Genomic DNA, 25,391 nt, shown 5'->3' with positions numbered 1-25,391 from the left:
CCTAGTCGTTCATCTCCGTTAGCATGATGACGGCTTGTGTGCGGTTTTTTACGCCGAGCTTGCGGAAAATCGCCGTCATGTGCGCTTTGATGGTGGCTTCTGAAACATTCAATTCGTAGGCGATTTGCTTGTTCAGTAAGCCATCTGACAACATCCCCAACACCTTATATTGCTGTGGCGTTAGCGCGGCAATCTTCTCCGCTAAGTCATTACATGCCGCGTTATTGGTGATCAGCCCTTCAGGAAAATACGGGTCGCCATTGAGCACTTGATTGAGCGCATTCACCAATTCGCGCATATCGCTCGATTTCGGAATAAAACCAAACGCACCATGGCTTTTCACTTGTGTCACGATCGCTGGCTCTTCACTAGCCGAGACGACGACGATTGGTAAGTCTGGGTGTTCTGCTCGCAAGTGAATCAAGCCAGACATACCATTTGCTCCTGGCATTTTGAGATCCAGTAGCACCAAATCTGGCTCTTCTTCTCGCTCTAACAAAGCCAGTAGTGCGTCGAGTGAGTCCGCTTCAAGCAAATTTGCCCCACTGATTGCCATGTGGATAGATTGAAACAAGGCATTACGGAAGAGTGGGTGATCGTCTGCAATGATGATGGTGTAGGTCGAATCCATGACGTTAAACACTTTTGACTATTTCGTTAAATTTATTATTGTCCAGCTTTGAGAGAGTGGACAATATTTATTCGCTAAAAGTCTGAACCAAATCGACTTTTATTAGGAAAATTGCATATAAGCGCAATTTTCTCATTCAAATCTGGGTAATAAAAAACGCCAGTGGTCATCACTGGCGTTTGAATATCTGATGATCAGAATTGTTGGATGTGCTCTAAGAAAGGCTCGGCTTGCATAAAGCCGGTTAAACGCGCGTTTGAAATGTGTTCGCCATTCGCATCCCAGAACTCGATGGTTGGCAAGCCAAGTACGTTCATGTGTTTGAGTAACTCAATATCTTGCACTTGGTTCTTGGTTACATCAGCTTGCAAAAGAACAAAGTCTTTTAGCTTGGCTTCGACGCTTGGATCATGGAAGGTGTACTTCTCAAACTCTTTACACGCCACACACCAATCGGCGTAGAAGTCGAGCATCACAGGTTTGCCAGCTGCTTTGGCTAGCGCTAGTTGTTCTTCCAACTCTGCAACATTGGCAATGCGTGTAAAGCTTACGGAAGTTTGTTGAGCTTGCGTTGCGTTATTACCAAACCAGTAATTTAATACTGGCTGTGCTGACGCGAGCAAACCCAATACGGCCATGATGCCAACGGCGCTTTGTTTCCAGCCACCAAACTCCAAGCTGTTTTTCACATGATACAGCCAACCAAAGGCAGCGATGCCCAGTGTTGACCACAGAATTGTTGACCACATTTCTGGCATGATGCGTTCCAACAAGAAGATAGGCGCAGCAAGCAGAATAAAGCCGAACAGCGTTTTCACGCGGTCCATCCAACCGCCGGCTTTTGGTAGCAATTTGTTGCCAAATACCGCTACAAGGATCAACGGAATACCCATGCCCATCGCCAGCGCGTAAAGGGCGACCCCACCGGTGAGTAAGTCGCCACTTTGTGCGACGTAAAGCAGCGCACCAGAGAGTGGGGCGGTAGTACACGGAGAACAAACCAAGCCAGATATTGCCCCCATTGCAAACACGCCAGCACTGCTACCACCTTGCTGCTTGTTACTTAAGTTATTCAGCCACGTTTGCACGCTGCTTGGTAACTGCAATGAGTACAGACCAAACATCGACAGAGCTAATGCGATGAACAGTACACTCAAACCAATCAGCACATAAGGGTGTTGCATCGCCGCTTGGAACTGCATACCCGCAGACGCCACTACAAGGCCGAGCAGCGTGTAAGTTAGCGCCATGCCTTGTACGTAAACAAAGGACAAACCAAGCGCACGACGTTGGCTCAGTTTGCCACTGCCAAGCACGATGCTGGTGAGAATGGGATACATCGGCAGCACACAAGGGGTAAATGCTAGACCCACACCAAGTGCCAAAAACAACAACGGCGTCCACCACTTGTCGGCTAGATTCGCGGCTAAGCTATCTTGCTCACTGACTGGTACTGAAGTGGAGGTTGGTTTTGTTGCTGGCTGTGCTTGTTCTGTCGTCGGTGCCTTGGCAGTCGGTGCTACGGTGTCGGAATTGGATGAAGAAAACGCGCTGATTGGAATCTCACGCGTTTCTGGTGGGTAGCAGAAGCCCGCTTTCGCACAGCCTTGATATTGCACAATGACACGTGCGCCCTCTTGCCAATTACTCAGTGGGATATTGACAAATAATGGTGTGGTATAGATATGCACATCACCAAAGAATTCATCTTTATGTGGCGTGCCGTTTTCCATTTGCAGTTCGCCCAGTGAGATGTTCTCACCAGACACAGATAAACGCTCTTGATACAGGTAATAACCATCGCGTACCTGCCAATCGAGCATCAATTTGTCGTCTTGCTGGTAGAAATTAAACGGAAATGCCTGATCGACCGGAACAAAGCTGTCGCTGCTGCTACCAAAACTGTTGTTCTGGCTATTGGTAAACTGGTCTTTGCCAAACAAGGCCAAAGACGGAGTGGAAAAGGTAATAAGCCCTAAGAGTAAAACGGAAAGTAATGCGCGCATAAAAGAGTCAATTCATCTTAGATAATTGCCGTTAGTGTAACTCAATCAGACCCGGAGGCGAGTCAATAAGTTTCATGAAAATGAAGATTTATTGAGCATAATTCAAGACGACAGGCAATAAAAAAGGGAGCCGAAGCTCCCCGAGTAAGACTCTGTTTCCACTAGATCAGTAGACCACCGAATGCGAAGCCAAGTGCTACCGCAGAAGCGATGGTTACCACACCTGGTACAAAGAATGGGTGGTTGAATACGTACTTACCGATACGAGTTGAACCCGTGTCGTCCATCTCAACCGCCGCAAGTAGCGTTGGGTAAGTTGGCAGTACGAATAGCGCACTTACTGCTGCGAAAGACGCAACGGCGGTTAGTGGTGCCACACCGATTGCTAGTGCTGCTGGCATCAGCGCAACCGTGGTTGCACCTTGCGAGTAAAGCAGCATTGAAGCGAAGAATAGAACAAGTGCTAGCATCCATGGGTAGTCTGCTAGTAGCGCACCAGCGACTTCTTTGATGCCGTCAACGTGCGCGTTAACGAAGGTAGAACCTAGCCATGCCACACCAAGAACACACACACACGCTGTCATACCAGAGCGGAATGTTGCTGCTGCTGGGATTTTGCCAGCGTCGATTTTACAGCTCATTACGATAGCTGCCGCGGCTGCTAGCATTACCGTCATGATAGCTTCGTTACGACCTAGAGCAGGGTTCTCGATAAGGCCAACAGAGCCAGAAATTGCTGCTGCGTAGCACACAACAAAGGCGATCGCGCCTAGGAAGATGAACGTCGCTTTTTTCGCTGTTGGTAGGATTTCGCGTTTTGCTTCTGTATTTAGCTTGATTAAGCCTTTTTCTAGACGCTCTTGGTATTCAGCATCGTCTTTTAGCTCACAGCCCATGAAGTTCGCCACGAACGCACCGATCATGCACGCGATGAACGTCGTTGGGATACAGATTGCTAGTAGTGTTAGGTAGTCAACGCCAAATGGGTGCAGCATTGCCGCAAACGCGACAACAGCCGCTGAGATTGGTGATGCAGTGATCGCGATTTGCGATGCCACTACTGCGATAGACAGTGGACGAGAAGGACGCACGCCTTGGCCTTTCGCGACTTCTGCAATCACTGGCAACGTAGAGAATGCCGTGTGGCCAGTACCGGCCATCAGCGTCATTAGGTAAGTTACGATAGGCGCATAAAAGGTGATGCGCTCAGGATGCTTGCGCAAAAAGTTTTCAGCAACTTGCACCATCCAGTCTAAACCACCTGCCACTTGCATTGCTGCGATAGCCGTGATGACCGACATGATGATCAAAATTACGTCAACGGGAATGTAAGCTTGGCTTGTTGGCACGCCTAAGATCAAAGACAACGCAATGACCCCAGCACCACCGGCAAAACCAATGCCGATACCACCGATTCTTGCCCCCAAATAGATGAAGAGCAGAACCACGAAGAGTTCGACCATGACCATATTGATACCTCTTTAGTTTTTATTTGATTCTGATTTTTTGAACACTCAGGAACAGGAGTAAATGCTCAGAGAATTAGAACCCAGTGGCCTAATGGCAATAAAAGCATATAAAAAATGTGGTTAACCGTATGAGAGCCTAAAAAAGGGGCCTGAGTGGCCCCCTTCTAATTAGTTATTACTCGTAGCGTTTCGCTTTGTAAGTTGGATGCATGAAGTTTTCGACTGACAAGATTTCATCAAGTTCTTCTGCGGTTAGCAGGCCGCGCTCTAGCACAACTTCGCGAACACTCTTACCGGTTTCCGCACAAATCTTACCTACGATGTCACCTTCGTGGTGGCCGATGTATGGGTTTAGGTAAGTGACGATACCGATTGAGTTGTAAACGTAGTTTTCACAAGTCTCTTTATTGACTGTGATGCCGTCGATACATTTATCACGTAGGTTCACACACGCATTGTGTAGTAGAGAGATAGACTCAAACATGCTTTGTGCGATAACTGGTTCCATTACGTTTAGCTGTAGCTGACCGCCTTCTGCTGCGAAAGAAACCGTGTTGTCGTTACCTAGAACTTTAAAGCAAACTTGGTTTACTACTTCTGGGATAACTGGGTTTACTTTTGCTGGCATGATTGAAGAACCTGCTTGCATTTCAGGTAGGTTCAATTCATTTAGACCAGCGCGTGGGCCAGAAGAAAGTAGACGAAGGTCGTTACAGATCTTCGATAGTTTCACCGCTAGACGTTTTAGTGCACTGTGCGTCATTACGTATGCGCCACAGTCAGAAGTCGCTTCGATAAGGTCTTCTGCCGCAACAACGTCAAGACCTGTTACTTCCGCTAGGTGTTTTACTGCAAGCGCTTGGTAGCCAGTCGGTGTATTTAGACCTGTACCGATTGCGGTTGCGCCTAGGTTGATTTCTAGGAGCAGTTTAGAGGTGTAATCTAGAGCACGAATCTCTTCGTTTAGTGTTACTGCCCAAGCGTGGAACTCTTGACCTACAGTCATTGGTACCGCGTCTTGTAGCTGAGTACGACCCATTTTCAGTACATCTTTAAACTCAATTGCTTTAAGTTCGAATGCGCCTTTTAGGTACTCAATTGCTTCCATTAGTTTGTGTACGCTGTTGTAAACCGCGATACGGAAACCCGTTGGGTACGCACAGTTGGTTGATTGGCTCTTGTTTACGTGGTCATTTGGGTTAACAAATTCGTATTGACCTTTCTCTTTACCCATTAGCTCAAGCGCAACGTTTGCGATCACTTCGTTCGTGTTCATGTTCACTGAAGTGCCCGCACCACCTTGGAATACGTCTGATGGGAACTGATCCATGCACTTGCCAGTTTCTAGGATCAAATCACACGCTTCGATGATGTAGTTTGCAACGTCTTTTGGAATCGCACCAAGTTCTTTGTTTGCCAACGCCGCTGCTTTTTTGGTCATTACCATACCGCGTACAAATTCTGGTACGTCAGAGATGGTCATATTAGAGATGTTGAAGTTCTCGATCGCACGTAGCGTATGAATACCGTAGTACGCATCTGCAGGGACATGACGTTGACCTAATAGATCTTCTTCAATACGAGTGGCTGGGTTTGCTGTTTTTGGAGCATCAGATAGGGTAGCCATAGCAGGATCCTTAGATGATAATTCTGATAATAAAGTTATTTATTAGCCATTTCTGCAATCTAGAATCCATTCATCAGAATTTTTGGCTGGAAAATCCGTCCTGACTTATGTGGCACATGATACTGCACCTAGCACATAAAAATAGTAACTAGATCACCTTTTTCGTTTTTCATGAGTCAATAATTTGCAAAGTATGAACGGGTTATTAATAACCCTTTATGGGTACTCGATTTTCCTCGACAAACATGGGTTTTTAGAGTTCGAAATTAGCACTTTAAAAGCACGAAAAAATCGGTATGCAATTGAATGAAACACTCCACTACCACTTTTTCTGCGTAGGAAGAGACCAGTATGAACACGCTTTTTTACAACGATTCGTTTGAGCTTAGTCCGCTTTTACCATTACACTGAATTAAACAAAGGAGGGCGTGTGTTTCCTATCTTATTATTGGCGTTTATTTTTGTCCCGATCATTGAAATCGGCTTATTTATTCAGGTGGGCGGCTTTTTAGGTTTGTGGCCGACTATCGCATTAGTATTAATCACGGCATTTGTCGGTGCATCGTTGGTGCGCAGCCAAGGCATCCAAACTTTGATGTCGGTGCAGGGGCGTCTGGAACAAGGTGAAATTCCAGCCCAGCAAATTTTTGAAGGCGTAATGCTAGCGGTGGCTGGCGTGCTGCTGTTAACACCGGGCTTTATGACCGATGCTCTTGGTATGCTGGTGTTGCTTCCTGCGCCACGCGCCGCGATTGCCAAATACTTGATGAGTAAAATGGTGGTGAAAACCATGCATGGTGGTGGCTTCCAAGGTGGTTTCTCTAACCAAGGGCCATTTGAGCAAGACCCGTTCCGCCGTGACCCATTTGATTCCCAGTCAGACGATGGCAATACCTTTGAAGGGGAATACGAGCGTAAAGACGATGATGATCGCAACAAGCTCAACTGATTGAGTCAGAGAGTAAAGAAAACAAAAGGGCGCACGAGCGCCCTTTTTTGTGTCTGAAAATCGTGGTGCTTACAACGCGCCTTCAAACCCCATTTGACGCCATGCTTCAAAAGCAATGATCGCAACGGCGTTCGAAAGGTTTAGGCTGCGCGCATCTGGCATCATTGGAATGCGGATACGCTGCTCCATTGGCAAGCTATCGATGATTTCAGCAGGCAAGCCACGAGTTTCTGGACCAAACATCAATACGTCACCTGCTTGGTATTGTGCATCAACGTGGTGACCTGTGGTTTTGGTGGTGCAGGCAAACAATCGGTAGTTACCTTGTTTCTCTTTCTCTAAATATTCTAAGAATGCTTGATAGTTCTTATGACGCGTTACGCGAGCTAAATCATGGTAATCCAAACCAGCGCGGCGGACTTTCTTCTCTTCAAGATCGAAACCCAGAGGTTCAATTAAGTGAAGGTTTGCACCGCAGTTGGCACAAAGTCGAATGATGTTGCCGGTGTTCGGCGCGATTTCTGGTTCGTATAAAGCGATATCAAACATGGTATTGAAATAGAGTTGGTCAAATAGAGGGGCAGTATATACCCAAGTCAGCAAGATATGCGAGATTCAGCAAGATTGACCTGGGTATGAAAGCAGTCATTAGCGCGGACGCTAATACCGTAAGTATCGATGCTCTTTATAATAGAGCGTGAGCGTAATTTTCTTCAACCGCTCGCCAATTAACGACGTTCCACCATGCATCAATGTATTCTGGGCGACGGTTTTGGTAGCTGATGTAATACGCGTGCTCCCACACGTCAAGAGCGAGAATTGGCTCGCCGCGTACATCCACTACGTCCATCAGAGGGTTATCTTGATTGCTGGTGGACGTAATGTGAATCTCTCCATCTTTTACGATCAGCCATGCAAAGCCAGAACCAAAGGTATTAATCGCGGCTTGGGCAAACGCTTCTTTAAATTGCGCAAAGCTACCAAATTTATCGTTAATTGCCTGAGCAAGTGCGCCTTGAGGCTCACCGCCACCGTTTGGTGACATGCAATTCCAATAAATGATGTGGTTGTAGTAGCCGCCGCCATTATTACGCACTGCAGGGCTGAGCTTAGAGATATTGTCAAAGATCTCGTCTAATGACTGAGTTTCGAGCTCGCTCCCTTCAACGGCACTTACGAACTTATCGAAATAAGTCTTGTGATGTTTGCTGTAATGCACTTCCATGGTTTTCGCGTCGATGTACGGCTCTAGTGAATCGTACGGGTAAGGCAGAGCGGGAAATGTATGTGACATAGTAAATCCTCCTTAATTGGAAAATTCACTTTAATGCTAACGATAATTATTATCAACTTTGATCTTTGTAAGGGTATTCGAAGGCGTTCCCACCCAATTTCTAAAGTGAAGATGAAGCCGTGAATCTCTCACTCTAGAAATTGGGTGTGGCTTACTGTTAGCTCATCGGTTTGAAGTTAACGATTGATAGGTAAGGTGATACTCATGCGCAATCCGCCTAACGGACTTCGACTGGCGACGATCGTTCCACTGTGCTGGCGGATGGCACTTTCGGTAATGGTTAGGCCGAGACCCGTGCCGCCGGAATGGCGATCGCGGGCAGTCGAAACGCGATAAAACGGGCGAAAAATCGCGGCTAATTCTTCTTCTGGAACGCCCTCGCCATTGTCATCAACCGTGATATGCAGCGTATCATCATCGGCCTTGATGTCGATTGTCACCTCATCTTTCCCGTAATAAATGGCGTTACGAACGATGTTTTCCACCGCACTCATCAGCAATTTAGGATTGCCGGAGATACTTCGTTTTGGCAGTTCAGAATAGTGTAGGTGCTTGCCCATTTGCTCAGCTTCAAACTGCGCATCTTTAATGATCTCTTCCCACAAACTTTCCAGTGGCTGCGTTTCGCGAGTCATATGGCTGTTCGCCTGCATGCGAGACAGTTCAAGCAATTCGCTGATCATCTGTTCCAAGCGCTGCGCTTCGGTATCGATACGAGTCAGTTCTGGGCTTTCGCCTTGTTTACGCGTTGCTAATGCGCTTGCCATGCGTAGACGAGTTAAAGGTGAGCGCAGCTCGTGAGAGATATCGGATAGCAGGCGTTGTTGTCCTGAAATCATTTGATTAACCGCCTCGACCATCTGGTTGAAGCTGCTGCCAGCCTGACGAAACTCTGCCGTGCCTTTTTCTAAATTTGGGTCTGTGACAAATTCGCCTTTCGCCACACGTTGAGCGGCGGCTTCAAGACGACGCGCTGGCTGACTTAGTGCCCAGGCAAGCCATAACAGCAATGGTGTACTAACCAGCATGACCGCGAGCAACAGCTGGAATGGGTGATCAAACAGACGCAAGAGTAGTGGTGGTGGCTCATTCCACTTGAAGCCCACATACATCAAGATATCGGAGCCAGCCAAAGTAATTGGGATTGGACCTGCAATCATGTATCGACCATACAGTTTCTGCTTTGGCTGGTTGTAATCTTCGATACTGGTGACAAAGTTTTGCATGGCACGCAATTGGAAGTTACTGCGTTTTTCTGTCGTAAGAACATTACCGCTGTAGTCAGAAAAAAATACGCGCGGACGAGGGTCATGCTTACCGTGACGGTTACCCTCGATACGAAATAGTATTCGACCTAAATCAGTTTGCTGACTGTATTTTTGTTGGATTGCGTCACGCGTTTCTACCATACGTTTATAGTGCTCTTCTGGAATGTCGCGAGCTTTGCGAGGGTCCAAATGTGGCAGTGATAGCACAGCTATCAACACCAATAACATAGTGAACCAAAAAATGGCAAAGATGCGCCCATACAAGCTATTGATGTTTGGCAGTTTGATGCGTGATAGGCGCATTAATCCTCCTCAAGCAGCATATAGCCACGACCACGCAGGGTTTTGATTCGCGGCTTGCCATTGCTCTGATCTGGTAATTTTTTACGTAAGTTCGAAACATGCATATCGATCGCGCGATCAAAAGCGGCGAGTCGTTTACCAAGCACATCTAAGCTCAATGTTTCTTTAGTTAGCACTTGTCCTGGGTTTTGCACAAAGTGGGTCAACAGAGCAAACTCGGTTGCTGTGAGATCGAGCAACTGTTGATCGCAGTATGCTTCTTGTTTACCTGGGTAAAGACGGAGCTCTTGATACTCAATGCAATCGCTGTTTTTGGTGTTTTTCTGTGTGCTGCTGGTACGGCGTAAGATCGCACGGATACGTGCTAACAGTTCACGGTCACTAAAAGGTTTCGGTAAATAGTCATCCGCGCCTAGCTCTAAACCGATCACGCGGTCAATTTCTTCCCCTTTAGCGGTCAGCATCAAGACAGGAGTTTCCCAGTTTTCACGCAAGCGTTTTAGGGTTTCCATGCCATTTAGCTTCGGCATCATGACATCCAACAAAATCAAATCAATCTTATCATTGACCGCAGCTAAGCCTGCTTCGCCATCATTTGCTTCGCTGACGTCAAATCCTTCGAAACTGAGTACTTCTTTTAATAAGCTGGTTAGCTCGATATCGTCATCAATTAAAAGAATGTTTGCCATGGGGGCACCTATAGTAAGTTACCGATAGCTTAATATTACATTGGAATGATGTGCTGCGAAGAGGGTAAAAATCACTCTTTACGATTCTTTACGCTCCCTATACGTCGCTTTACCTAGTGGGTCGTATTCTATACTCAAGCGCTGTGAGAACAGCTCAGAAGAATCACTCACCTGTGTAAGGAATCAAATTATGAAATCTGCAAAAAAACTTGTGTTAGCTGCTTTTGTTCTACCTCTTACTCTCGGCGCAGCGAGCGCATTCGCTTACGGTGGTAAAAACCATCATCAAGGCCCGCGTGATGAATGTGGCATGGGAATGGACCGTGGCATTATGCGTGATTTGAATTTGACGGATGCTCAAAAAGATCAGCTTAAGTCTTTCCGTGAAGCAAACCGCGCACAGATGAAAGGCAAATATTCTGAAAATCGCGAAGCTCGTATGGCTGAGCGACAAGCACACCACGCAAAAATGCAGTCACTCTTACTAGCGGATAGTTTTGATGAAGCACAAGCGACCGCATTAGCAAAAGAAATGGTTGAACGCCAAACTGAGCACCGTGTGCAAATGCTAGAAAGAAAGCACCAAATGCTGAGCGTATTAACGCCAGAACAAAAAGCAGATTTTGTGAAGTTGCAAAATGAACGCATGCAAGAGTGTGGCGACAGAATGCATAAGCGCATGGAAAAATACCGCAATAATTAAGTCATGAATTGATGTTATATAAAGAGGCAGCCATTGGTTGCCTCTTTTTGATCTGGTTATTTCATGGGCATTCAATATACTCAACGTATGGTTTGAGTTAACTCTTTGATTATGAAACAGCAATATGCACGTTTAGTGACGACCGCAGCTTGGACTGCAACTATTGTGGCGACTCTTCTCTTGATTGTAAAAGTCATCACGTGGTGGGTAACCGGCTCAGTTAGCCTATTGGCATCACTGATCGACTCAATGTTGGATATCGCCGCGTCGGTGGTAAATCTCGTTGTTGTCCGTTATGCCTTACAACCAGCAGATCGCGAACATACGTTTGGGCATGGTAAAGCTGAGTCTTTAGCGGCCTTGGCTCAGGCGATGTTTATTTCGGGGTCGGCGGTGTTTTTGATCCTGAACGGGATTGACCGATTTTTCCGCCCACACGCACTGCATGCGCCGGAGCTCGGTGTTTATGTATCGCTGTTTGCGATAGTGGTCACACTTGGCTTGGTGATGTTCCAAAAACATGTGGTACGCGTGACAGGGAGCCAAGCAATCGCGGCGGATTCTCTGCATTATCAGACTGATTTGTATATGAACGCTGCGATCATGGTGGCTCTGGGACTCAGCTACTTTGGCGTGACGCAAGCGGATGCGGTGTTTGCGATTGGCATTGGTGTCTTCATTCTTTACAGCGCCTTCAAAATGGTCAGCGAAGCGATTCAGACGTTATTAGACCGAAAGCTGCCGGATTCCGAATTGGAGCAAATCCGTAATGAATGTTTGAATGTGAAAGGGGTTCTTGGGGTTCATCAACTGCGCACCCGTATGTCAGGGCCGACACGCTTTATTCAGTTGCACTTGGAGCTAGACGATAACTTACGTTTAATCGAAGCGCACTATATTGCCGATAAAGTTGAAGAAAACCTTTTAGCTTTGTTTCCTGATGCGGATGTTTTGATCCATCAAGATCCGTTGTCTGTCGTTTTTGGGCCAGAGAAAGAGCAAAAAGCGCAAGATTGGTAGGGCTCGAAAAATCCATAAGTGCCTGACGACAAACAGGCACTTATTGACTATCTTTCCATCAATACTTATTAAGATTCGTGATCCTGATGTGAATCAACAAAGTTTCATAGAGAAACTGTAATACTCTTACATAAGTAGAAAAGTTACATAAAAAAGTGCGTTTTCATTGGTAATCCTGTAGAGGAAATGTAACATAACGCACAGTTCTGGATTATGCAGGTTGCTTGGTAACAAGGGGCCTAAAAGAAAATTAAATAATTGATTGCCAAAGATCGAGGGTGAGCATGATTAAGAAGATCGGTGTTTTAACAAGTGGCGGTGACGCACCTGGTATGAACGCGGCGATACGCGGCGTAGTACGTACAGCACTATCCGAGGGATTGGAAGTATTCGGTGTGTACGACGGCTACCTAGGCCTATACGAAGGCCGCATCGAGAAGCTAGATCGTTCTAGCGTTTCAGATGTGATCAACAAAGGTGGTACGTTCCTAGGTTCTGCACGTTTCCCTGAATTTAAAGAAGTGGAAGTGCGTGAAAAAGCGATTGAGAACCTGAAAAAACATGGTATCGATGCGCTAGTCGTGATCGGTGGTGACGGTTCGTACATGGGTGCGAAGAAATTGACTGAAATGGGTTACCCATGTATCGGTCTTCCAGGCACAATCGACAACGATATCGCTGGTACTGACTACACAGTGGGCTACCTAAGTGCACTAAACACAGTTATCGATGCGATCGACCGTCTACGTGATACTTCTTCATCTCACCAACGTATTTCAATTGTAGAAATCATGGGTCGTCACTGTGGTGACCTCACTCTGATGTCTGCAATCGCGGGTGGTTGTGAGTACATCATCACTCCAGAAACTGGCCTAGACAAAGACAAGCTGATCAGCAACATCCAAGACGGCATTGCAAAAGGTAAGAAACACGCAATCATCGCGTTGACTGAGCTAATGATGGATGCCAATGAACTGGCTCGTGACATCGAAGCGGCGACAGGTCGTGAAACTCGTGCAACAGTACTTGGTCACATCCAACGTGGTGGTCGTCCAACGGCATTTGACCGCGTTCTAGCATCTCGCATGGGTAACTACGCTGTTCACCTATTGATCGAAGGTCATGGTGGTCGCTGTGTCGGTATCGTGAAAGAGCAACTTGTTCACCACGACATCATCGACGCGATCGAAAACATGAAGCGTCCAGTACGCAACGATCTATACAAAGTTGCTGAAGAACTGTTCTAAGCAAGTTTGAAATAGATAAAGAAAAACCGCGGCTTTCCGCGGTTTTTTTGTATTTGAGTATCAGCAAAAGGAAGCTGACGCATCGGACAAAATCTTACGAAGCGCTGCTCTGTTCAATGAGCGTCAATTTACGTTCGCGCAGTGCAAACATATAGCCAAGTAGGCCACCTAACGTATTCCCCACTGCGATACCTATAAACAAGCCTTCAATACTGTAAATTTGGCTTCCGATCCATGCCGATGGCAGGGTAAACACAAACAAACGCATAAAGCTCCATTGGAATGCTCGTAATGGTTTGTGCATCGCATTCAACCCACTGATTAACATCATCACAATGCCTTGAAAACCATAACTGAACGGCACCACAAGCAGGTAATGCCACAGCAGATTTTTAACTGCTTCTTCCTGCGAGAACAATGCCGCTAGAGGAATACTCAATGGCACCATCATCAAGAAGATAAACCCTTGGAACACCACCGCAAAACGCATGCTGATAAATAAGCCGGAAAAGGCGCGTTGAGGGTTTTTTGCCCCTAAGTTTTGTGCCATGAATGGCGTGAGTGCTGAGGTCAGAGACATCAAGACTAGGATCAAAATAGACTCAATACGCTGCGCCGCACCGTAAGCCGCAACTGCTGCCGTACCGTGGCTGGATAAAAGCATCATCAAAATTGCGCCCGACAATGGATTCATCGCGTTCGACAGTGCGGCAGGAGTGCCGATTTTTAACGTTTGCTGCCAATCTTGTTTCAGTAAGGACCATTGGGGTTGAGCGAGCAACTTTTCGCGTTTAACTAGCACATAGAATGAGCCACATAGTGCACCTAACCAGCTAAAAGCACTGGCTATTGCCGCACCTTGGATACCAAGCTCGGGGAATGGGCCAAGTCCGAAGATCAGTAGTGGATCGAGCATGCCGTTAATCAAGCCTGCCAACATCATGATTTTGGCGGGTGTTTTTGTATCCCCAGATGCTCGTATCGCACTGTTGCCCGCCATCGGGATCACCAACAATGGAATGGTGAGATACCACACCTGCATGTACTCTTCGATGAGTGGAATTAGGTCGTCGGCTGCGCCAAGAAAGCGGAACAGTGGTGCAATGGTGGCAAAGCCAATCGAAGAGGCGATAGCCACGAGTAACACCGCTAATAACAAACCGTGAGTGGTAAACCGAGCGGCTTGTGGGGCGTGACCTTGTCCAAGTAAGCGACCAATATTGGTCGATAGACCCATCCCTATCCCCATCGTGATGCAGTTAACCGCAAAGGTTACAGGGAAAGTATAGCTGATCGCCGCTAGCGCTTGAGTACCAAGCAACGAGATAAAAAACGTGTCCACCAAGTTAAACATCAAAATCGCGATCATACCCATGGTCATGGGGACGGTCATTTTCCGCAGCGTTTCAGGAATGGGTGCGGTCAACAAACCATGCTTATCGGTCGCTTGGGGTTCCAGCTTGTTATTTTCCTGCATGTATGACAACTATGTGGTGAGCAAACTGCAAGGATACAAGAAAGCGAGATGCTGGGCGAGTGAGCATTTCGAACGCAAACCGTTGCTTAGTTGTTCGTTATTTTAACTAAGTCACAAAAATTTTGTGCCACCCCCTTGGGATCGCTGCTTCGACCCCTTATATAGGGATCACGTGTCTGGGGCTACAGTCCCTAAGGACAATTATCAAATAAACATGGAAATTTTCAGGAGAGACGACCGATGAACATTCGTCCATTACATGACCGAGTTATCGTTGAACGTAAAGAAGTTGAATCTAAGTCTGCTGGTGGCATCGTTCTGACTGGTTCTGCTGCAGAAAAATCAACTCGCGGTGTTGTTCTAGCTGTGGGTAAAGGCCGCATCCTAGAAAACGGCACAGTACTGCCGCTGGACGTTAAAGTTGGTGATACTGTTATCTTCGCTGAAGGTTACGGTACAAAAACTGAAAAAATCGACGGTAAAGAAGTGCTTGTCATGTCTGAAAACGACATCATGGCGATCGTTGAATAATAGCAATCATTGAGTAATTTTTTGCTCAGATTCAATTACGAAATTACACACAAAGAATTTTAGAAAGGAAATCAAAGATGGCTGCTAAAGACGTTAAATTTGGTAATGACGCACGAGTTAAAATGCTAGAAGGTGTAAACGTTCTGGCTGACGCAGTAAAAGTAACACTGGGTCCTAAAGGACGTAATGTCGTTCTAGACAAATCTTTTGGTGCACCGACTATCACGAAAGATGGTGTATCAGTAGCGCGTGAAATTGAACTGGAAGATAAATTCCAGAACATGGGCGCACAAATGGTTAAAGAAGTTGCGTCTAAAGCAAACGACGCGGCAGGTGACGGTACAACAACAGCAACGGTACTAGCACAATCTATCGTAAACGAAGGTCTAAAAGCAGTCGCAGCGGGTATGAACCCAATGGACCTTAAGCGTGGTATCGACAAAGCAGTAGCAGCAGCAGTAGAGCAACTAAAAGAGCTTTCTGTTGAATGTAACGACACGAAAGCGATCGCACAGGTTGGTACTATCTCTGCAAACTCAGACGCAAGCGTAGGTAACATCATTGCTGAAGCAATGGAGCGTGTGGGCCGTGATGGCGTTATCACTGTTGAAGAAGGTCAGGCGCTACAAGATGAGCTAGACGTAGTAGAAGGTATGCAGTTCGACCGCGGTTACCTATCTCCTTACTTCATCAACAACCAAGAGTCAGGCAGTGTTGATCTAGAAAACCCATTCATCTTGCTAGTTGATAAGAAGATCTCAAACATTCGTGAACTTCTTCCAACGCTAGAAGCTGTAGCGAAAGCGTCTCGTCCACTGCTTATCATCGCAGAAGATGTAGAAGGCGAAGCGCTAGCAACATTGGTTGTCAACAACATGCGTGGCATCGTGAAAGTTGCAGCAGTGAAAGCACCTGGCTTCGGTGACCGTCGTAAAGCAATGCTACAAGACATCGCGATCCTAACTGGCGGTACTGTGATTTCTGAAGAAATCGGTCTAGAGCTTGAAAAAGTAGCACTAGAAGATCTAGGTCAAGCGAAGCGTGTTTCTATCACGAAAGAAAACACGACTATCATCGATGGTATCGGTGAAGAAGAGATGATCTCTGGCCGCGTAGCTCAAATTCGTCAACAAATCGAAGACGCAACTTCAGACTACGACAAAGAGAAACTACAAGAGCGCGTAGCGAAACTGGCTGGCGGTGTTGCAGTAATCAAAGTTGGTGCAGCAACTGAAGTTGAAATGAAAGAGAAGAAAGACCGTGTAGAAGATGCGCTAGCCGCAACTCGTGCAGCGGTTGAAGAAGGTGTTGTTGCTGGTGGTGGTGTTGCACTTATCCGCGCGGCATCTAAGATTGCTCACCTAACGGGTGACAACGAAGAGCAAAACGTTGGTATCCGCGTTGCACTACGTGCAATGGAAGCGCCAATCCGTCAAATCACGAAGAACGCAGGTGAGGAAGACTCAGTGGTTGCGAACAACGTGAAAGCGGGTGAAGGCTCTTACGGTTACAACGCGGCAACAGGCGAATACGGCGACATGCTAGAAATGGGTATCCTAGACCCAACGAAAGTAACTCGTTCTGCGCTACAGTTCGCAGCATCGGTTGCGGGTCTGATGATCACGACTGAAGCAATGGTTACTGACCTACCGCAAAAAGACGCACCAGCGATGCCTGACATGGGTGGCATGGGCGGTATGGGCGGTATGGGTGGCATGATGTAAGCCAGCTTATCTCTTTGCTCTAAGGGAATCCTTATAGCGGAAAGATAACCGACCAAACCTTTAAAAGTCGAGGCATTTTCCTCGACTTTTTTATGTGCGTTATCCGAGAAATATAGCATTCTGATGTGGCTTCGATTGTGAGAGGCGAGTTCAAGAAATGTCAGTGGAAAAACATGAAAATAGAAGCGATAAAATTTTTTCTTTTGAGTCAGATGGTTAAATCTGACCTACCGCTAACACTTTTTGAACGTGGATAGCGCAAAATCTGAACATTACACTATGTTGTAAATTGTTGCTTCCCATCATGGAGATGAAAATGAAAAAGCTTATGACGTCATTGGCGGTTGCAGCCGCTATCGCATCACCAGTTGCTCTTGCTGACAGTACACCTGTGATGTTCTCTACTATCGACAACACAAACGCACCTTCTAACTCGTCAGTTGGTGGTGTTCGTTTAGCCGTGTTGCATGGACAGGTGAATGAGGTTAAAGGTGTCGACTTTTCACTGCTTGGTATGTCAGAAACGGATCGTACGACAGGTGTGAACTTCGGTCTGTTTTTTGGTGCAGCAAAAGTAAATCAAGAAATGAAAGGCGCGTCTTTAGGCTTAGTTAACTGGAACCAAGGTCAGACGACGGGTGTTAACTTGGGTGCTGTCAACATTACGAACAACGTAAAAGGCTTGAACTGGAGCGCGGTGAACTATTCTGAAGGCTACACCATGGCGGATGTGGGCTTAGCGAGTATCTCTAAAAAGTCTAACTTCCAGTTTGGTTTCTTCAACATGACCGATCAAATTGATGGCGTACAAATTGGTCTTTTGAACTGTGCGGATAACGGTTTCTTCAAGTGTTTCCCACTCATCAACTTCGCTAAATAATCCCTGAGCAAGTCAGAATCTTTAGATACCGAAAGCCCTCGATATTCGTCGAGGGCTTTTTAATTACTGATGGGATGAAGCGAGTTTATCGGCGGCGTTAACTATTTAATTAAGTGGGATGAGGTTTTGCGTTGTTGAATTCTTTGGTGAACCCCTCGGCGCAATGCTTTGATGTGGTTTTCTGCTTTATCCACACCTAACAACACGGTTAATGTCAGGAGAGTAATGACCACCGACTGCGTTAAATAACCCAAACCGATCATCAACCCTAATCCTGCCAGTACCCAAATAACCGCTGCGGATGTTACGCCGTGGATTTTTCCATCGAGTGTCATCATCACGCCTGCGCCCAAGAAGCCGACGCCAGTAATAATCTGACCAAGCACGCGTGCTTGATCGAGCGTATTTGGCGATAACGATACTGCCATCGACATAAACAGGTAAGTGCCTGAAATAATAAGAATTGCCGTGCGAATGCCAACAGGTTTACCACGAGTTTGGCGTTCGATACCGATCATTAGCCCATTAATGGCGCAGCATAGTAGGGCAGGCCAGCTGAATGGGCCAAGATCGAAAATTTGTTCGAGTGCTGTATGCATCTTGACCTCCAAAAGAGCGGAGTATGCATAGACTTACCGTGCAAAGCGAACAAAAAGGAACGGTCGTGACGACAAATTTAATTGAGCGTCAGGACCTATTCTAAATGCAAATCCAATGGCGTTTTACTTGGCCTGCCACCAATTTCTCGTGTCAGTTTTGGTACCAGATAACCCGATACACGCGTGATGAGTCCACGCATAATGGCTTTTGCTTCTTCGTCCGAAATAAAGTAGTGCGCCGCGCCTTGCACCTTATCAAGCACGTGGAGGTAATAAGGCAAGATACCCGCGTCAAATAAGGCTTCACTTAACGCCACTTGAGCTTCTACCGAATCATTCACGCCTTTCAGCAGAACGCCTTGGTTTAGAAGCGTAACGCCTGCTCTTTTGAGCTTGAACATCTGTTCAGCAAATTCGTCATTGATTTCGTTGGCATGGTTGATGTGAGTCACGAGGATGATTTGCAACCTTGATGCTTGCAGCAGTTGGCATAGTTCATCAGTGACTCGAGCGGGAATCACCACAGGTAAACGGCTATGAATACGCAGACGTTTGATGTGAGGTATGTGAGCAATGTGCTCTAAAAGCCAATGAATCTCATCGTCTTTTGCCATTAATGGGTCACCACCAGAGAAGATGACTTCGTTCAACTCTGGTTGCTGCGCCATGTACTCTAAGCACTTTGTCCATGCTTGTTTCCCGCTTTTATTTTCTTGATAAGGGAAGTGACGACGAAAACAGTAACGGCAATTTACCGCGCAGCCACCTTTGACGATCATTAAGGCGCGGTTGCGATACTTGTGTAGCAGACCAGGGACTTCATTATCCTGCTCTTCTAACGGATCGTTGGAATAGCCCGGATGTACTTCAAATTCGTCACTTAATGGTAAAACCTGACGTAAAAGAGGGTCTTTAGGGTTGCCTTTCTCCATCCTATCGACAAAACTTTGCGGTACACGCTGTGCAAACAGCTGGCGCGCGGCAAACCCGTCTTGCCACGGTGAAGGATCAATTTCCAGTATTTCGAGCAATTTTGCAGGATCAGAGATCCCATTCGCCAACTGTTTGAGCCAGTTTTGCTCAACAGATTCGACTTTTCGGGTTATTATGTGCGGCATTGAATTTAGCTCTAAGAATGTAAGAGGAAAAAATGGCTACAGTTAGCACCAATGAATTTAAAGGCGGTCTTAAGTTAATGCTTGATAACGAGCCTTGTGTAATTCTGGAAAACGAATACGTTAAACCAGGTAAAGGCCAAGCGTTCAACCGCGTTAAAATTCGTAAACTTCTTTCTGGTAAAGTGCTAGAGAAAACATTCAAGTCTGGTGACACTTGTGAAGTGGCAGACGTAATGGATATCGACCTAGATTATCTATATTCAGACGGCGAATTCTACCACTTTATGAACAGTGAAACGTTTGAACAGATCGCAGCAGACGCAAAAGCGGTAGGTGACAACGCTAAGTGGTTGGTAGAAAACAACACTTGTATGATCACACTTTGGAACGGTAACCCAATTACTGTTACTCCACCAAACTTCGTTGAGCTAGAAGTGGTAGACACAGATCCAGGCCTGAAAGGTGATACTCAAGGTACTGGCGGTAAACCAGCTACGCTATCAACTGGCGCTGTTGTTCGTGTTCCTCTGTTCATCTCAATTGGTGAAGTGATTCGCGTTGATACTCGTACGGCTGAATACGTAGGCCGTGTGAAGTAAGCACTTTAGATTGATTGTTTGAAAGGTCGCTTCGGCGGCCTTTTTTATTGCCTGTAATTCTCTCTTGAATGTTCCTGCATAGAAAATCGATATCCTCCGCAAATTTTCGATGATTTTGTATTATTCGTAAAAATCTTATTTATTTCATGAATCTGTCGATTATTCCTTAATGTAACATTTTGATACATTAGTTCTTGTTGTTGAGTTGCATAGCAATCTGATTTTTATCGATTTAACTCAGTAACAATCCAAAAAGGAGAACAAAATGGAAAGCAGAGGTTTAGGAAGGGGTTTAAAGGTGGAAGAAAGACGTCAGTTACTACACAAAGGATTGAAAGCTGCGGTGTTTGGCGTACCGCTGTTGGCAATAGGCTTAACGATTAATAGCTCTGTGCTGATGACCGATGCAGGTTACAGCTACGTGCATCAGAACAATATCACTGGTGAGTTGGATGTATTTACTGAACCTGGCATTCATTTTCGTATGCCATTTCTGTCCAAAATCACCAAGTATGACCAAGTGATCACCGTGTCATTCGGTAATAGCAAGGGCGAAGATTTTTATCAACGTCTTGATGCGATTCAGGTTCGGTTTGCCGACACCTACATTGGTCAGATCCCCGTAACATTCCGCTTTAAGCTCAGTAATGACCCTGAAGCGGTTAAGAAGATGCACAAAGAGTTCCGTAACAACAGTAACTTGATTGATGCGCTGCTTGTAAAGAACGCACGTAACGTGACGGTGATTACAGCTACCCAATACACGGGTGAAGAGTTTTTCCAAGGTGGTTTGAACCAGTTCAAATCGAAACTTGGCGATCAGTTGCGAGAGGGGATTTATCTAACAGAGCGACGTCAGGTTGAAGTGGAAGAGTTGGATCTTGCGCCTGTTGGGGCGAATCAGGCCAATGCGAACCAATTACAGCGCACCAATCAATTGGTTTGGAAAACAGTGCCAGTTGTAGATAAAACCGGGCAACCAATTCGTCAAGACAACCCGTTACAACAATACGGCATTCAAGTGACGCAGGTGACCATTGGTGACCCACAGCCAGAAAAGCAATTGGATCAGCTATTGGCGGATAAAAAGCGTTTAGTGGCGGATCGTATTCGCGCGATTCAGGAACAAGAAACGTCGAAAGCACAGGCTGAGACCGAGCAGTTACGCAAAGAGATTCAACGAACACGTGAAGTGCAAGACGCTCAGCGTGGTAAAGAACTCGCTATTATTGCTCAGCAAAAAGAAGTGGAAGTTGCACGTCAGATTGCAGAGCGTGAAATCGTTGAAGTGGAAAAAACCAAACGACTTGCTGAAGTCGAGAAGGAGAAAGAGCTAGCAATCGCAGAGGCTAACTTAGCCATTCAAAAGGCGAACGCACTTTCTGCTGAGTTTGAAGCGAAAGCGATATTGGCGAAAGGTCGCGCAGAATCTGAAGTTCTAAAAGCGAAGTACTCGGCGTTAGGGGCAAACCGTGAAGTTTACTTGGCAGAGTTGAATCGAGACGTAGCGAACTCGTTGTACAACAACTTGCAAAACTTCCAAGTTCAGATGCCACAAAACTACATTGGTGGTAGCGAAGAAACGGGCTTGAAAACAAACCTAGATGTGATTACTGGCTTTGGCGCCCTGGGTCTTATGGACCAAACGAAGAAGGTCATACAGCAATAAGATCATGGGTGGTCAAAAGCTTAAAAAGCAAAAAGATCATGGGTAACCCAAAGCAATAAAAAAGCTGGCATAGAGCCAGCTTTTTCTTTTTAGTCAGTATCTTAAATCATGAAGATAAAGATAACGGCTAGTGCAGTAATGAGGCCTGAAAATGCATAGCATGCAATTTTACCTATCACACCAGTGTGGAATTTAAGGTCGTGCATGCCGTGGTGTACACGGTGCATCGCATGCCACATTGGTAGAGCTAGGGTGCCAATGATGAATAGCGCACCGATGATACTGGTTGCGAATTCGGAGACACGCTCGTAGCTCATCGCTTCTGCATCAATCACGCCTAGTGGGACCAAGATGCCCAGCACCAATACCGTGATTGGCGTGATCATCGCGAACCAAGTACCGCCAGCACCAAATAGACCCCACCAGATTGGCTCATCAGAACGTTTTGGTGATGTGTTTACACTATAATTCGGTTTCATGCTCAGCTCCTTACACCACGATGAGAACGATCAGTGAGATGAACGCAACCGCGGCCCACTGAGTCAATACGATGATTTTCTTGTCCACCAGTTTGCCTTTCAAACGAATTGGCATTACTTGCGGCATCATGCTGAAGAAAGTTTGAGCGTGGAATAGGCTACCTAGTAGTGCAACGATGTTGATCGCGACTACGATTGGGTTTGCCATAAAATCCAACCAACCTTGCCATGCTTCAGGGCCTTTCACCAAGCAACCTAAACCGAAAGTTAGGAACAGAGTGAATAGGATCAAAGGCAGCACAGTCGCTTCACGTAGCATGTAGAAGCGGTAGAAAGGATGGTTCTTCCACCAAGTGCGTTTTACTTCACGAACGTAAGGTTTACGATTGCTCATCCTTATGCCTCCACTTTCTTTGGTGAACCATCAGGTTTCAACATAGCAATCACGAAGTCCATAGAAGACTCCACTTTGCCTTGGTTTACTGCCGCTGCTGGGTCAACGTTCTTCGGACAAACTTCAGAACAGTAACCAACAAACGTACAACCCCAAGCACCGTTTTCACCGTTGATCAGCTTCATGCGCTCATCTTTACCGTTGTCACGACTGTCTAGATTGTAGCGGTGCGCTAGCGTTAGTGCCGCAGGACCGATGAACTCAGGGTTCAGACCAAACTGAGGACACGCCGCGTAGCACAGACCGCAGTTGATACAACCAGCGAACTGCTTGTATTTCGCCATTTGCTCTGGCGTTTGCAAGTTCGTACCGTCTTCTGGTTTACGGTCGTTACCAATGATGTACGGTTTGATTGCTTCAAGACGTTCGATGAACGGCGTCATATCAACAATCAAGTCTTTCTCGATTGGGAAGTTCGCTAGAGGCTCGATAGTCACACCGTCTGGGTAATCACGTAGGAAGCTCTTACAAGCAAGTTTCGGTACGTTGTTCACCATGATGCCGCAAGAACCACAGATCGCCATACGGCAAGACCAACGGTAAGACAGATCTTTGTCTAGGTGATCTTTAATGTAGCCCAGTGCGTCAAGCACAGACATGGTTTCATCGAATGGCACTTCGAATGTTTGCTTGTATGGTTCTGCATCTTTTTCTGGGTCATAACGCAGAATGTCTACTTTTTGAATGCGATTTGCTGACATTATGCTTGCTCCTCTGCGTTCTTCTCTTCAGCTGCGGCTTTTTCTGCTGCTTCACCGTATAGACGAGCTTTTGGTTGTGACTTAGTGATAGTCACATTGCTGTAATCGATACTTGGCGCTGCATCTGGTTTGTAGAAAGCAAGTGAGTGTTTTAGGAAGTTCACGTCATCACGTTCTGTACAACCGTCGTCCAGACGTTGGTGCGCACCGCGAGATTCTTTACGTAGAATCGCAGAGTGAACCATCGCTTCTGCGACTTCTAGGCCGTAACCCACTTCAATTGCGTACAGAAGATCAGTGTTGAACACTTTGCCTTTGTCTTTAATGCTGATGCGTTTGTAGCGTTCTTTTAGTTCGGTGATCTTGTTAATGGTTTCTTGCATCAAATCTTCTTGACGGTAGATACCACAACCCGCTTCCATGGTATGACCCATTTCAGTACGGATGTTTGCCCAGTTCTCATCACCTTCTTGGTTCATCAGTTTGGCGATGCGCTCTTCAACTGCTTTCACTTGAGCATCGATTGCAGACTCGTTCCAACCTTTGAATTCTGCCGCACGTTTCACTGCGTTTTCACCCGCTACGCGACCAAATACCACAAACTCAGCCAATGAGTTAGAACCTAGACGGTTTGCACCGTGAAGACCAACAGACGCACATTCACCAACCGCGAATAGACCTTTAATGCGAGTTTCACAGCCGCCGTTGGTCTCGATACCACCCATGGTGTAGTGAACCGTTGGACGAATTGGAATTGGCTCTTTTGCAGGGTCTACGTTTACGTAAGCTTTTGCTAGCTCACAGATGAACGGTAGACGCTCTTGTAGGTACTCTTCACCAAGGTGGCGAAGGTCTAGGTGCACCACGTCACCCAGTGGGTGTTTGATGGTGTTGCCTTTCTGTTGTTCGTGCCAGAAAGCTTGAGAAACTTTGTCACGAGGACCCAGTTCCATGTATTTGTTCTTCGGTTGGCCAACTGGAGTTTCAGGGCCCATGCCGTAATCTTGTAAGTAACGGTAGCCGTTCTTGTTAACGATGATACCGCCTTCACCACGACAACCTTCCGTCATCAGGATACCTGTGCCAGGAAGACCGGTTGGGTGGTATTGAACGAATTCCATATCACGTAGAGGAACGCCGTGACGGTAAGCCATTGCCATACCATCGCCCGTTACGATACCGCCGTTGGTGTTACAGTGGTAAACGCGGCCCGCGCCACCTGTTGCTAGAACAACAGATTTTGCTTTGATAGTAACAAGCTCGCCTTCAGACATGTGAATAGCAATCAGACCTTGAACTTCGCCTTCATCAACAAGCAGATCCACCACAAAGTATTCATCAAAGCGTTTGATGTTGCTGTACTTCATGGATGTCTGGAATAGCGTATGAAGCATGTGGAAGCCAGTTTTATCTGCAGCGAACCAAGTACGTTCAACCTTCATACCACCAAAGCGGCGTACGTTGACTTCACCGTTCTCTTTACGACTCCATGGGCAACCCCATTGCTCCATTTGGATCATTTCGCGAGTCGCGTTCTCTACAAAGTATTCAACAACGTCCTGTTCACATAGCCAGTCACCACCGCCAACAGTGTCGTTGAAGTGGTTGTCTAAGCTATCTTCATCCTTGATAACTGCTGCTGAGCCACCCTCTGCAGCGACCGTGTGGGAGCGCATTGGATAAACTTTAGAAATCAGGGCGACTTCTAAGTCTGGGTTTGCTTCAGCCGCTGCAATAGCAGTACGAAGACCAGCGCCGCCTGCGCCGATGACTGCGATATCTGTGGTGATAATTTGCACAGTTATCCTCCAGTGTGTGATTGCGGAAATCCGCTTGTTATTGTCATTACGAGGCGCTCTTTAAAAAGAACTCCCCAAAAGTAGTAGGGTTAGTGTAGATGAGCCACATGGCAGAAAAATTGATGTAATTGGGTTTTTGCTTCGGTAATGCACTT

The 25,391-nt window shown here is 46.4% G+C and carries 24 protein-coding genes; 9 read left to right on the top strand and 15 right to left on the bottom strand.

Annotated features, from left to right (window positions below):
- Position 1: 1 nt before the first annotated feature.
- The 4 genes from D8S93_RS21375 to aspA form a co-directional block, all read right to left on the bottom strand.
- The gene (locus tag D8S93_RS21375; protein ID WP_005397542.1) at positions 2–631 is read right to left on the bottom strand and encodes a response regulator; all 630 of its coding nucleotides are present in this window, start codon (positions 629–631) and stop codon (positions 2–4) included.
- Positions 632–825: 194 nt separating this feature from the next.
- Positions 826–2,637 (bottom strand): protein-disulfide reductase DsbD, encoded by a 1,812-nt coding sequence (locus D8S93_RS21370; RefSeq protein ID WP_152815375.1) that lies wholly within the window; start codon positions 2,635–2,637, stop codon positions 826–828.
- Positions 2,638–2,798: 161 nt separating this feature from the next.
- The gene (locus D8S93_RS21365; protein ID WP_005382378.1) at positions 2,799–4,106 is read right to left on the bottom strand and encodes an anaerobic C4-dicarboxylate transporter; all 1,308 of its coding nucleotides are present in this window, start codon (positions 4,104–4,106) and stop codon (positions 2,799–2,801) included.
- A gap of 175 nt (positions 4,107–4,281) precedes the next feature.
- The gene (gene aspA / locus D8S93_RS21360; protein WP_005397540.1) at positions 4,282–5,733 is read right to left on the bottom strand and encodes an aspartate ammonia-lyase; all 1,452 of its coding nucleotides are present in this window, start codon (positions 5,731–5,733) and stop codon (positions 4,282–4,284) included.
- A gap of 430 nt (positions 5,734–6,163) precedes the next feature.
- Here aspA and D8S93_RS21355 point away from each other — a divergent pair, with 430 nt between their 5' ends.
- Entirely contained in the window at positions 6,164–6,682 is a 519-nt protein-coding gene (locus D8S93_RS21355; RefSeq protein WP_005397539.1) for an FxsA family protein, read from the top strand.
- A gap of 69 nt (positions 6,683–6,751) precedes the next feature.
- Here the strand turns inward: D8S93_RS21355 and trmL are convergent, their stop codons facing one another.
- The 4 genes from trmL to D8S93_RS21335 form a co-directional block, all read right to left on the bottom strand.
- Positions 6,752–7,231: a tRNA (uridine(34)/cytosine(34)/5-carboxymethylaminomethyluridine(34)-2'-O)-methyltransferase TrmL gene (gene trmL, locus D8S93_RS21350; protein WP_005382381.1), complete on the bottom strand. Its 480-nt coding sequence runs from the start codon at positions 7,229–7,231 to the stop codon at positions 6,752–6,754.
- Positions 7,232–7,367: 136 nt separating this feature from the next.
- A complete protein-coding gene (locus tag D8S93_RS21345) occupies positions 7,368–7,976 on the bottom strand; it encodes a superoxide dismutase (protein ID WP_005397537.1) in 609 nt (202 codons plus the stop codon).
- Between the two features lie 176 nt (positions 7,977–8,152).
- Positions 8,153–9,547 (bottom strand): envelope stress sensor histidine kinase CpxA, encoded by a 1,395-nt coding sequence (gene cpxA, locus D8S93_RS21340; RefSeq protein WP_145533591.1) that lies wholly within the window; start codon positions 9,545–9,547, stop codon positions 8,153–8,155.
- Entirely contained in the window at positions 9,547–10,236 is a 690-nt protein-coding gene (locus D8S93_RS21335; protein ID WP_005397534.1) for a response regulator, read from the bottom strand. Before D8S93_RS21335 ends, cpxA begins: the two co-directional genes overlap by 1 nt.
- A gap of 190 nt (positions 10,237–10,426) precedes the next feature.
- On the opposite strand from D8S93_RS21335, the gene D8S93_RS21330 reads away from it, so the two are divergent.
- The 3 genes from D8S93_RS21330 (at position 10,427) to pfkA (ending at position 13,206) form a co-directional block, all read left to right on the top strand.
- Positions 10,427–10,939: a CpxP family protein gene (locus tag D8S93_RS21330; RefSeq protein ID WP_152815369.1), complete on the top strand. Its 513-nt coding sequence runs from the start codon at positions 10,427–10,429 to the stop codon at positions 10,937–10,939.
- Positions 10,940–11,050: 111 nt separating this feature from the next.
- Entirely contained in the window at positions 11,051–11,959 is a 909-nt protein-coding gene (gene fieF / locus D8S93_RS21325; RefSeq protein WP_005397530.1) for a CDF family cation-efflux transporter FieF, read from the top strand.
- Positions 11,960–12,243: 284 nt separating this feature from the next.
- Positions 12,244–13,206 (top strand): 6-phosphofructokinase, encoded by a 963-nt coding sequence (pfkA, locus tag D8S93_RS21320; protein WP_005397529.1) that lies wholly within the window; start codon positions 12,244–12,246, stop codon positions 13,204–13,206.
- A 94-nt stretch (positions 13,207–13,300) separates the two neighbouring features.
- On the opposite strand, the gene D8S93_RS21315 is transcribed toward pfkA, so the two are convergent.
- Positions 13,301–14,683 carry an MATE family efflux transporter gene (locus D8S93_RS21315; protein ID WP_104974720.1) on the bottom strand — a complete coding sequence of 461 codons (1,383 nt, stop codon included), beginning with the start codon at positions 14,681–14,683 and terminating at the stop codon, positions 13,301–13,303.
- A 240-nt stretch (positions 14,684–14,923) separates the two neighbouring features.
- Between D8S93_RS21315 and D8S93_RS21310 the strand changes: the two genes are divergently transcribed.
- The 3 genes from D8S93_RS21310 (at position 14,924) to D8S93_RS21300 (ending at position 17,818) form a co-directional block, all read left to right on the top strand.
- A complete protein-coding gene (locus D8S93_RS21310; RefSeq protein ID WP_005381516.1) occupies positions 14,924–15,214 on the top strand; it encodes a co-chaperone GroES in 291 nt (96 codons plus the stop codon).
- A 77-nt stretch (positions 15,215–15,291) separates the two neighbouring features.
- Complete coding sequence (groL, locus tag D8S93_RS21305) at positions 15,292–16,938, top strand: chaperonin GroEL (protein ID WP_005381509.1); 1,647 nt, start codon at positions 15,292–15,294, stop codon at positions 16,936–16,938.
- 316 nt (positions 16,939–17,254) lie between these two features.
- Positions 17,255–17,818, top strand: coding sequence for a VC2662 family protein (locus D8S93_RS21300; protein WP_005395435.1), 564 nt, complete (start codon positions 17,255–17,257; stop codon positions 17,816–17,818).
- 101 nt (positions 17,819–17,919) lie between these two features.
- On the opposite strand, the gene D8S93_RS21295 is transcribed toward D8S93_RS21300, so the two are convergent.
- Entirely contained in the window at positions 17,920–18,417 is a 498-nt protein-coding gene (locus D8S93_RS21295) for an MgtC/SapB family protein (protein WP_152815366.1), read from the bottom strand.
- A 95-nt stretch (positions 18,418–18,512) separates the two neighbouring features.
- A complete protein-coding gene (gene epmB / locus D8S93_RS21290) occupies positions 18,513–19,535 on the bottom strand; it encodes an EF-P beta-lysylation protein EpmB (protein WP_152815363.1) in 1,023 nt (340 codons plus the stop codon).
- Between the two features lie 32 nt (positions 19,536–19,567).
- Here epmB and efp point away from each other — a divergent pair, with 32 nt between their 5' ends.
- Together efp and D8S93_RS21280 are read left to right on the top strand one after the other, a co-directional pair.
- The gene (gene efp, locus D8S93_RS21285) at positions 19,568–20,134 is read left to right on the top strand and encodes an elongation factor P (RefSeq protein WP_005395425.1); all 567 of its coding nucleotides are present in this window, start codon (positions 19,568–19,570) and stop codon (positions 20,132–20,134) included.
- A 265-nt stretch (positions 20,135–20,399) separates the two neighbouring features.
- Positions 20,400–21,803, top strand: coding sequence for an SPFH domain-containing protein (locus D8S93_RS21280; protein ID WP_005395423.1), 1,404 nt, complete (start codon positions 20,400–20,402; stop codon positions 21,801–21,803).
- Between the two features lie 101 nt (positions 21,804–21,904).
- Here the strand turns inward: D8S93_RS21280 and frdD are convergent, their stop codons facing one another.
- Genes frdD through frdA form a run of 4 tightly spaced genes read right to left on the bottom strand, consistent with a single transcriptional unit; the run spans position 21,905 to position 25,236 of the window.
- Positions 21,905–22,282 (bottom strand): fumarate reductase subunit FrdD, encoded by a 378-nt coding sequence (gene frdD / locus D8S93_RS21275; protein WP_152815361.1) that lies wholly within the window; start codon positions 22,280–22,282, stop codon positions 21,905–21,907.
- A gap of 10 nt (positions 22,283–22,292) precedes the next feature.
- Positions 22,293–22,676, bottom strand: coding sequence for a fumarate reductase subunit FrdC (frdC, locus tag D8S93_RS21270; RefSeq protein ID WP_005395419.1), 384 nt, complete (start codon positions 22,674–22,676; stop codon positions 22,293–22,295).
- A 2-nt stretch (positions 22,677–22,678) separates the two neighbouring features.
- Positions 22,679–23,437: a succinate dehydrogenase/fumarate reductase iron-sulfur subunit gene (locus tag D8S93_RS21265; protein ID WP_005381489.1), complete on the bottom strand. Its 759-nt coding sequence runs from the start codon at positions 23,435–23,437 to the stop codon at positions 22,679–22,681.
- Entirely contained in the window at positions 23,437–25,236 is a 1,800-nt protein-coding gene (gene frdA, locus D8S93_RS21260; protein ID WP_319803060.1) for a fumarate reductase (quinol) flavoprotein subunit, read from the bottom strand. Before frdA ends, D8S93_RS21265 begins: the two co-directional genes overlap by 1 nt.
- Positions 25,237–25,391 lie beyond the last annotated feature (155 nt).

This window comes from Vibrio sp. VGrn 2 (assembly GCF_009361695.1).
GTDB lineage: Bacteria > Pseudomonadota > Gammaproteobacteria > Enterobacterales > Vibrionaceae > Vibrio > Vibrio diabolicus.
This window is presented reverse-complemented; position numbering and strand designations above follow the sequence as displayed.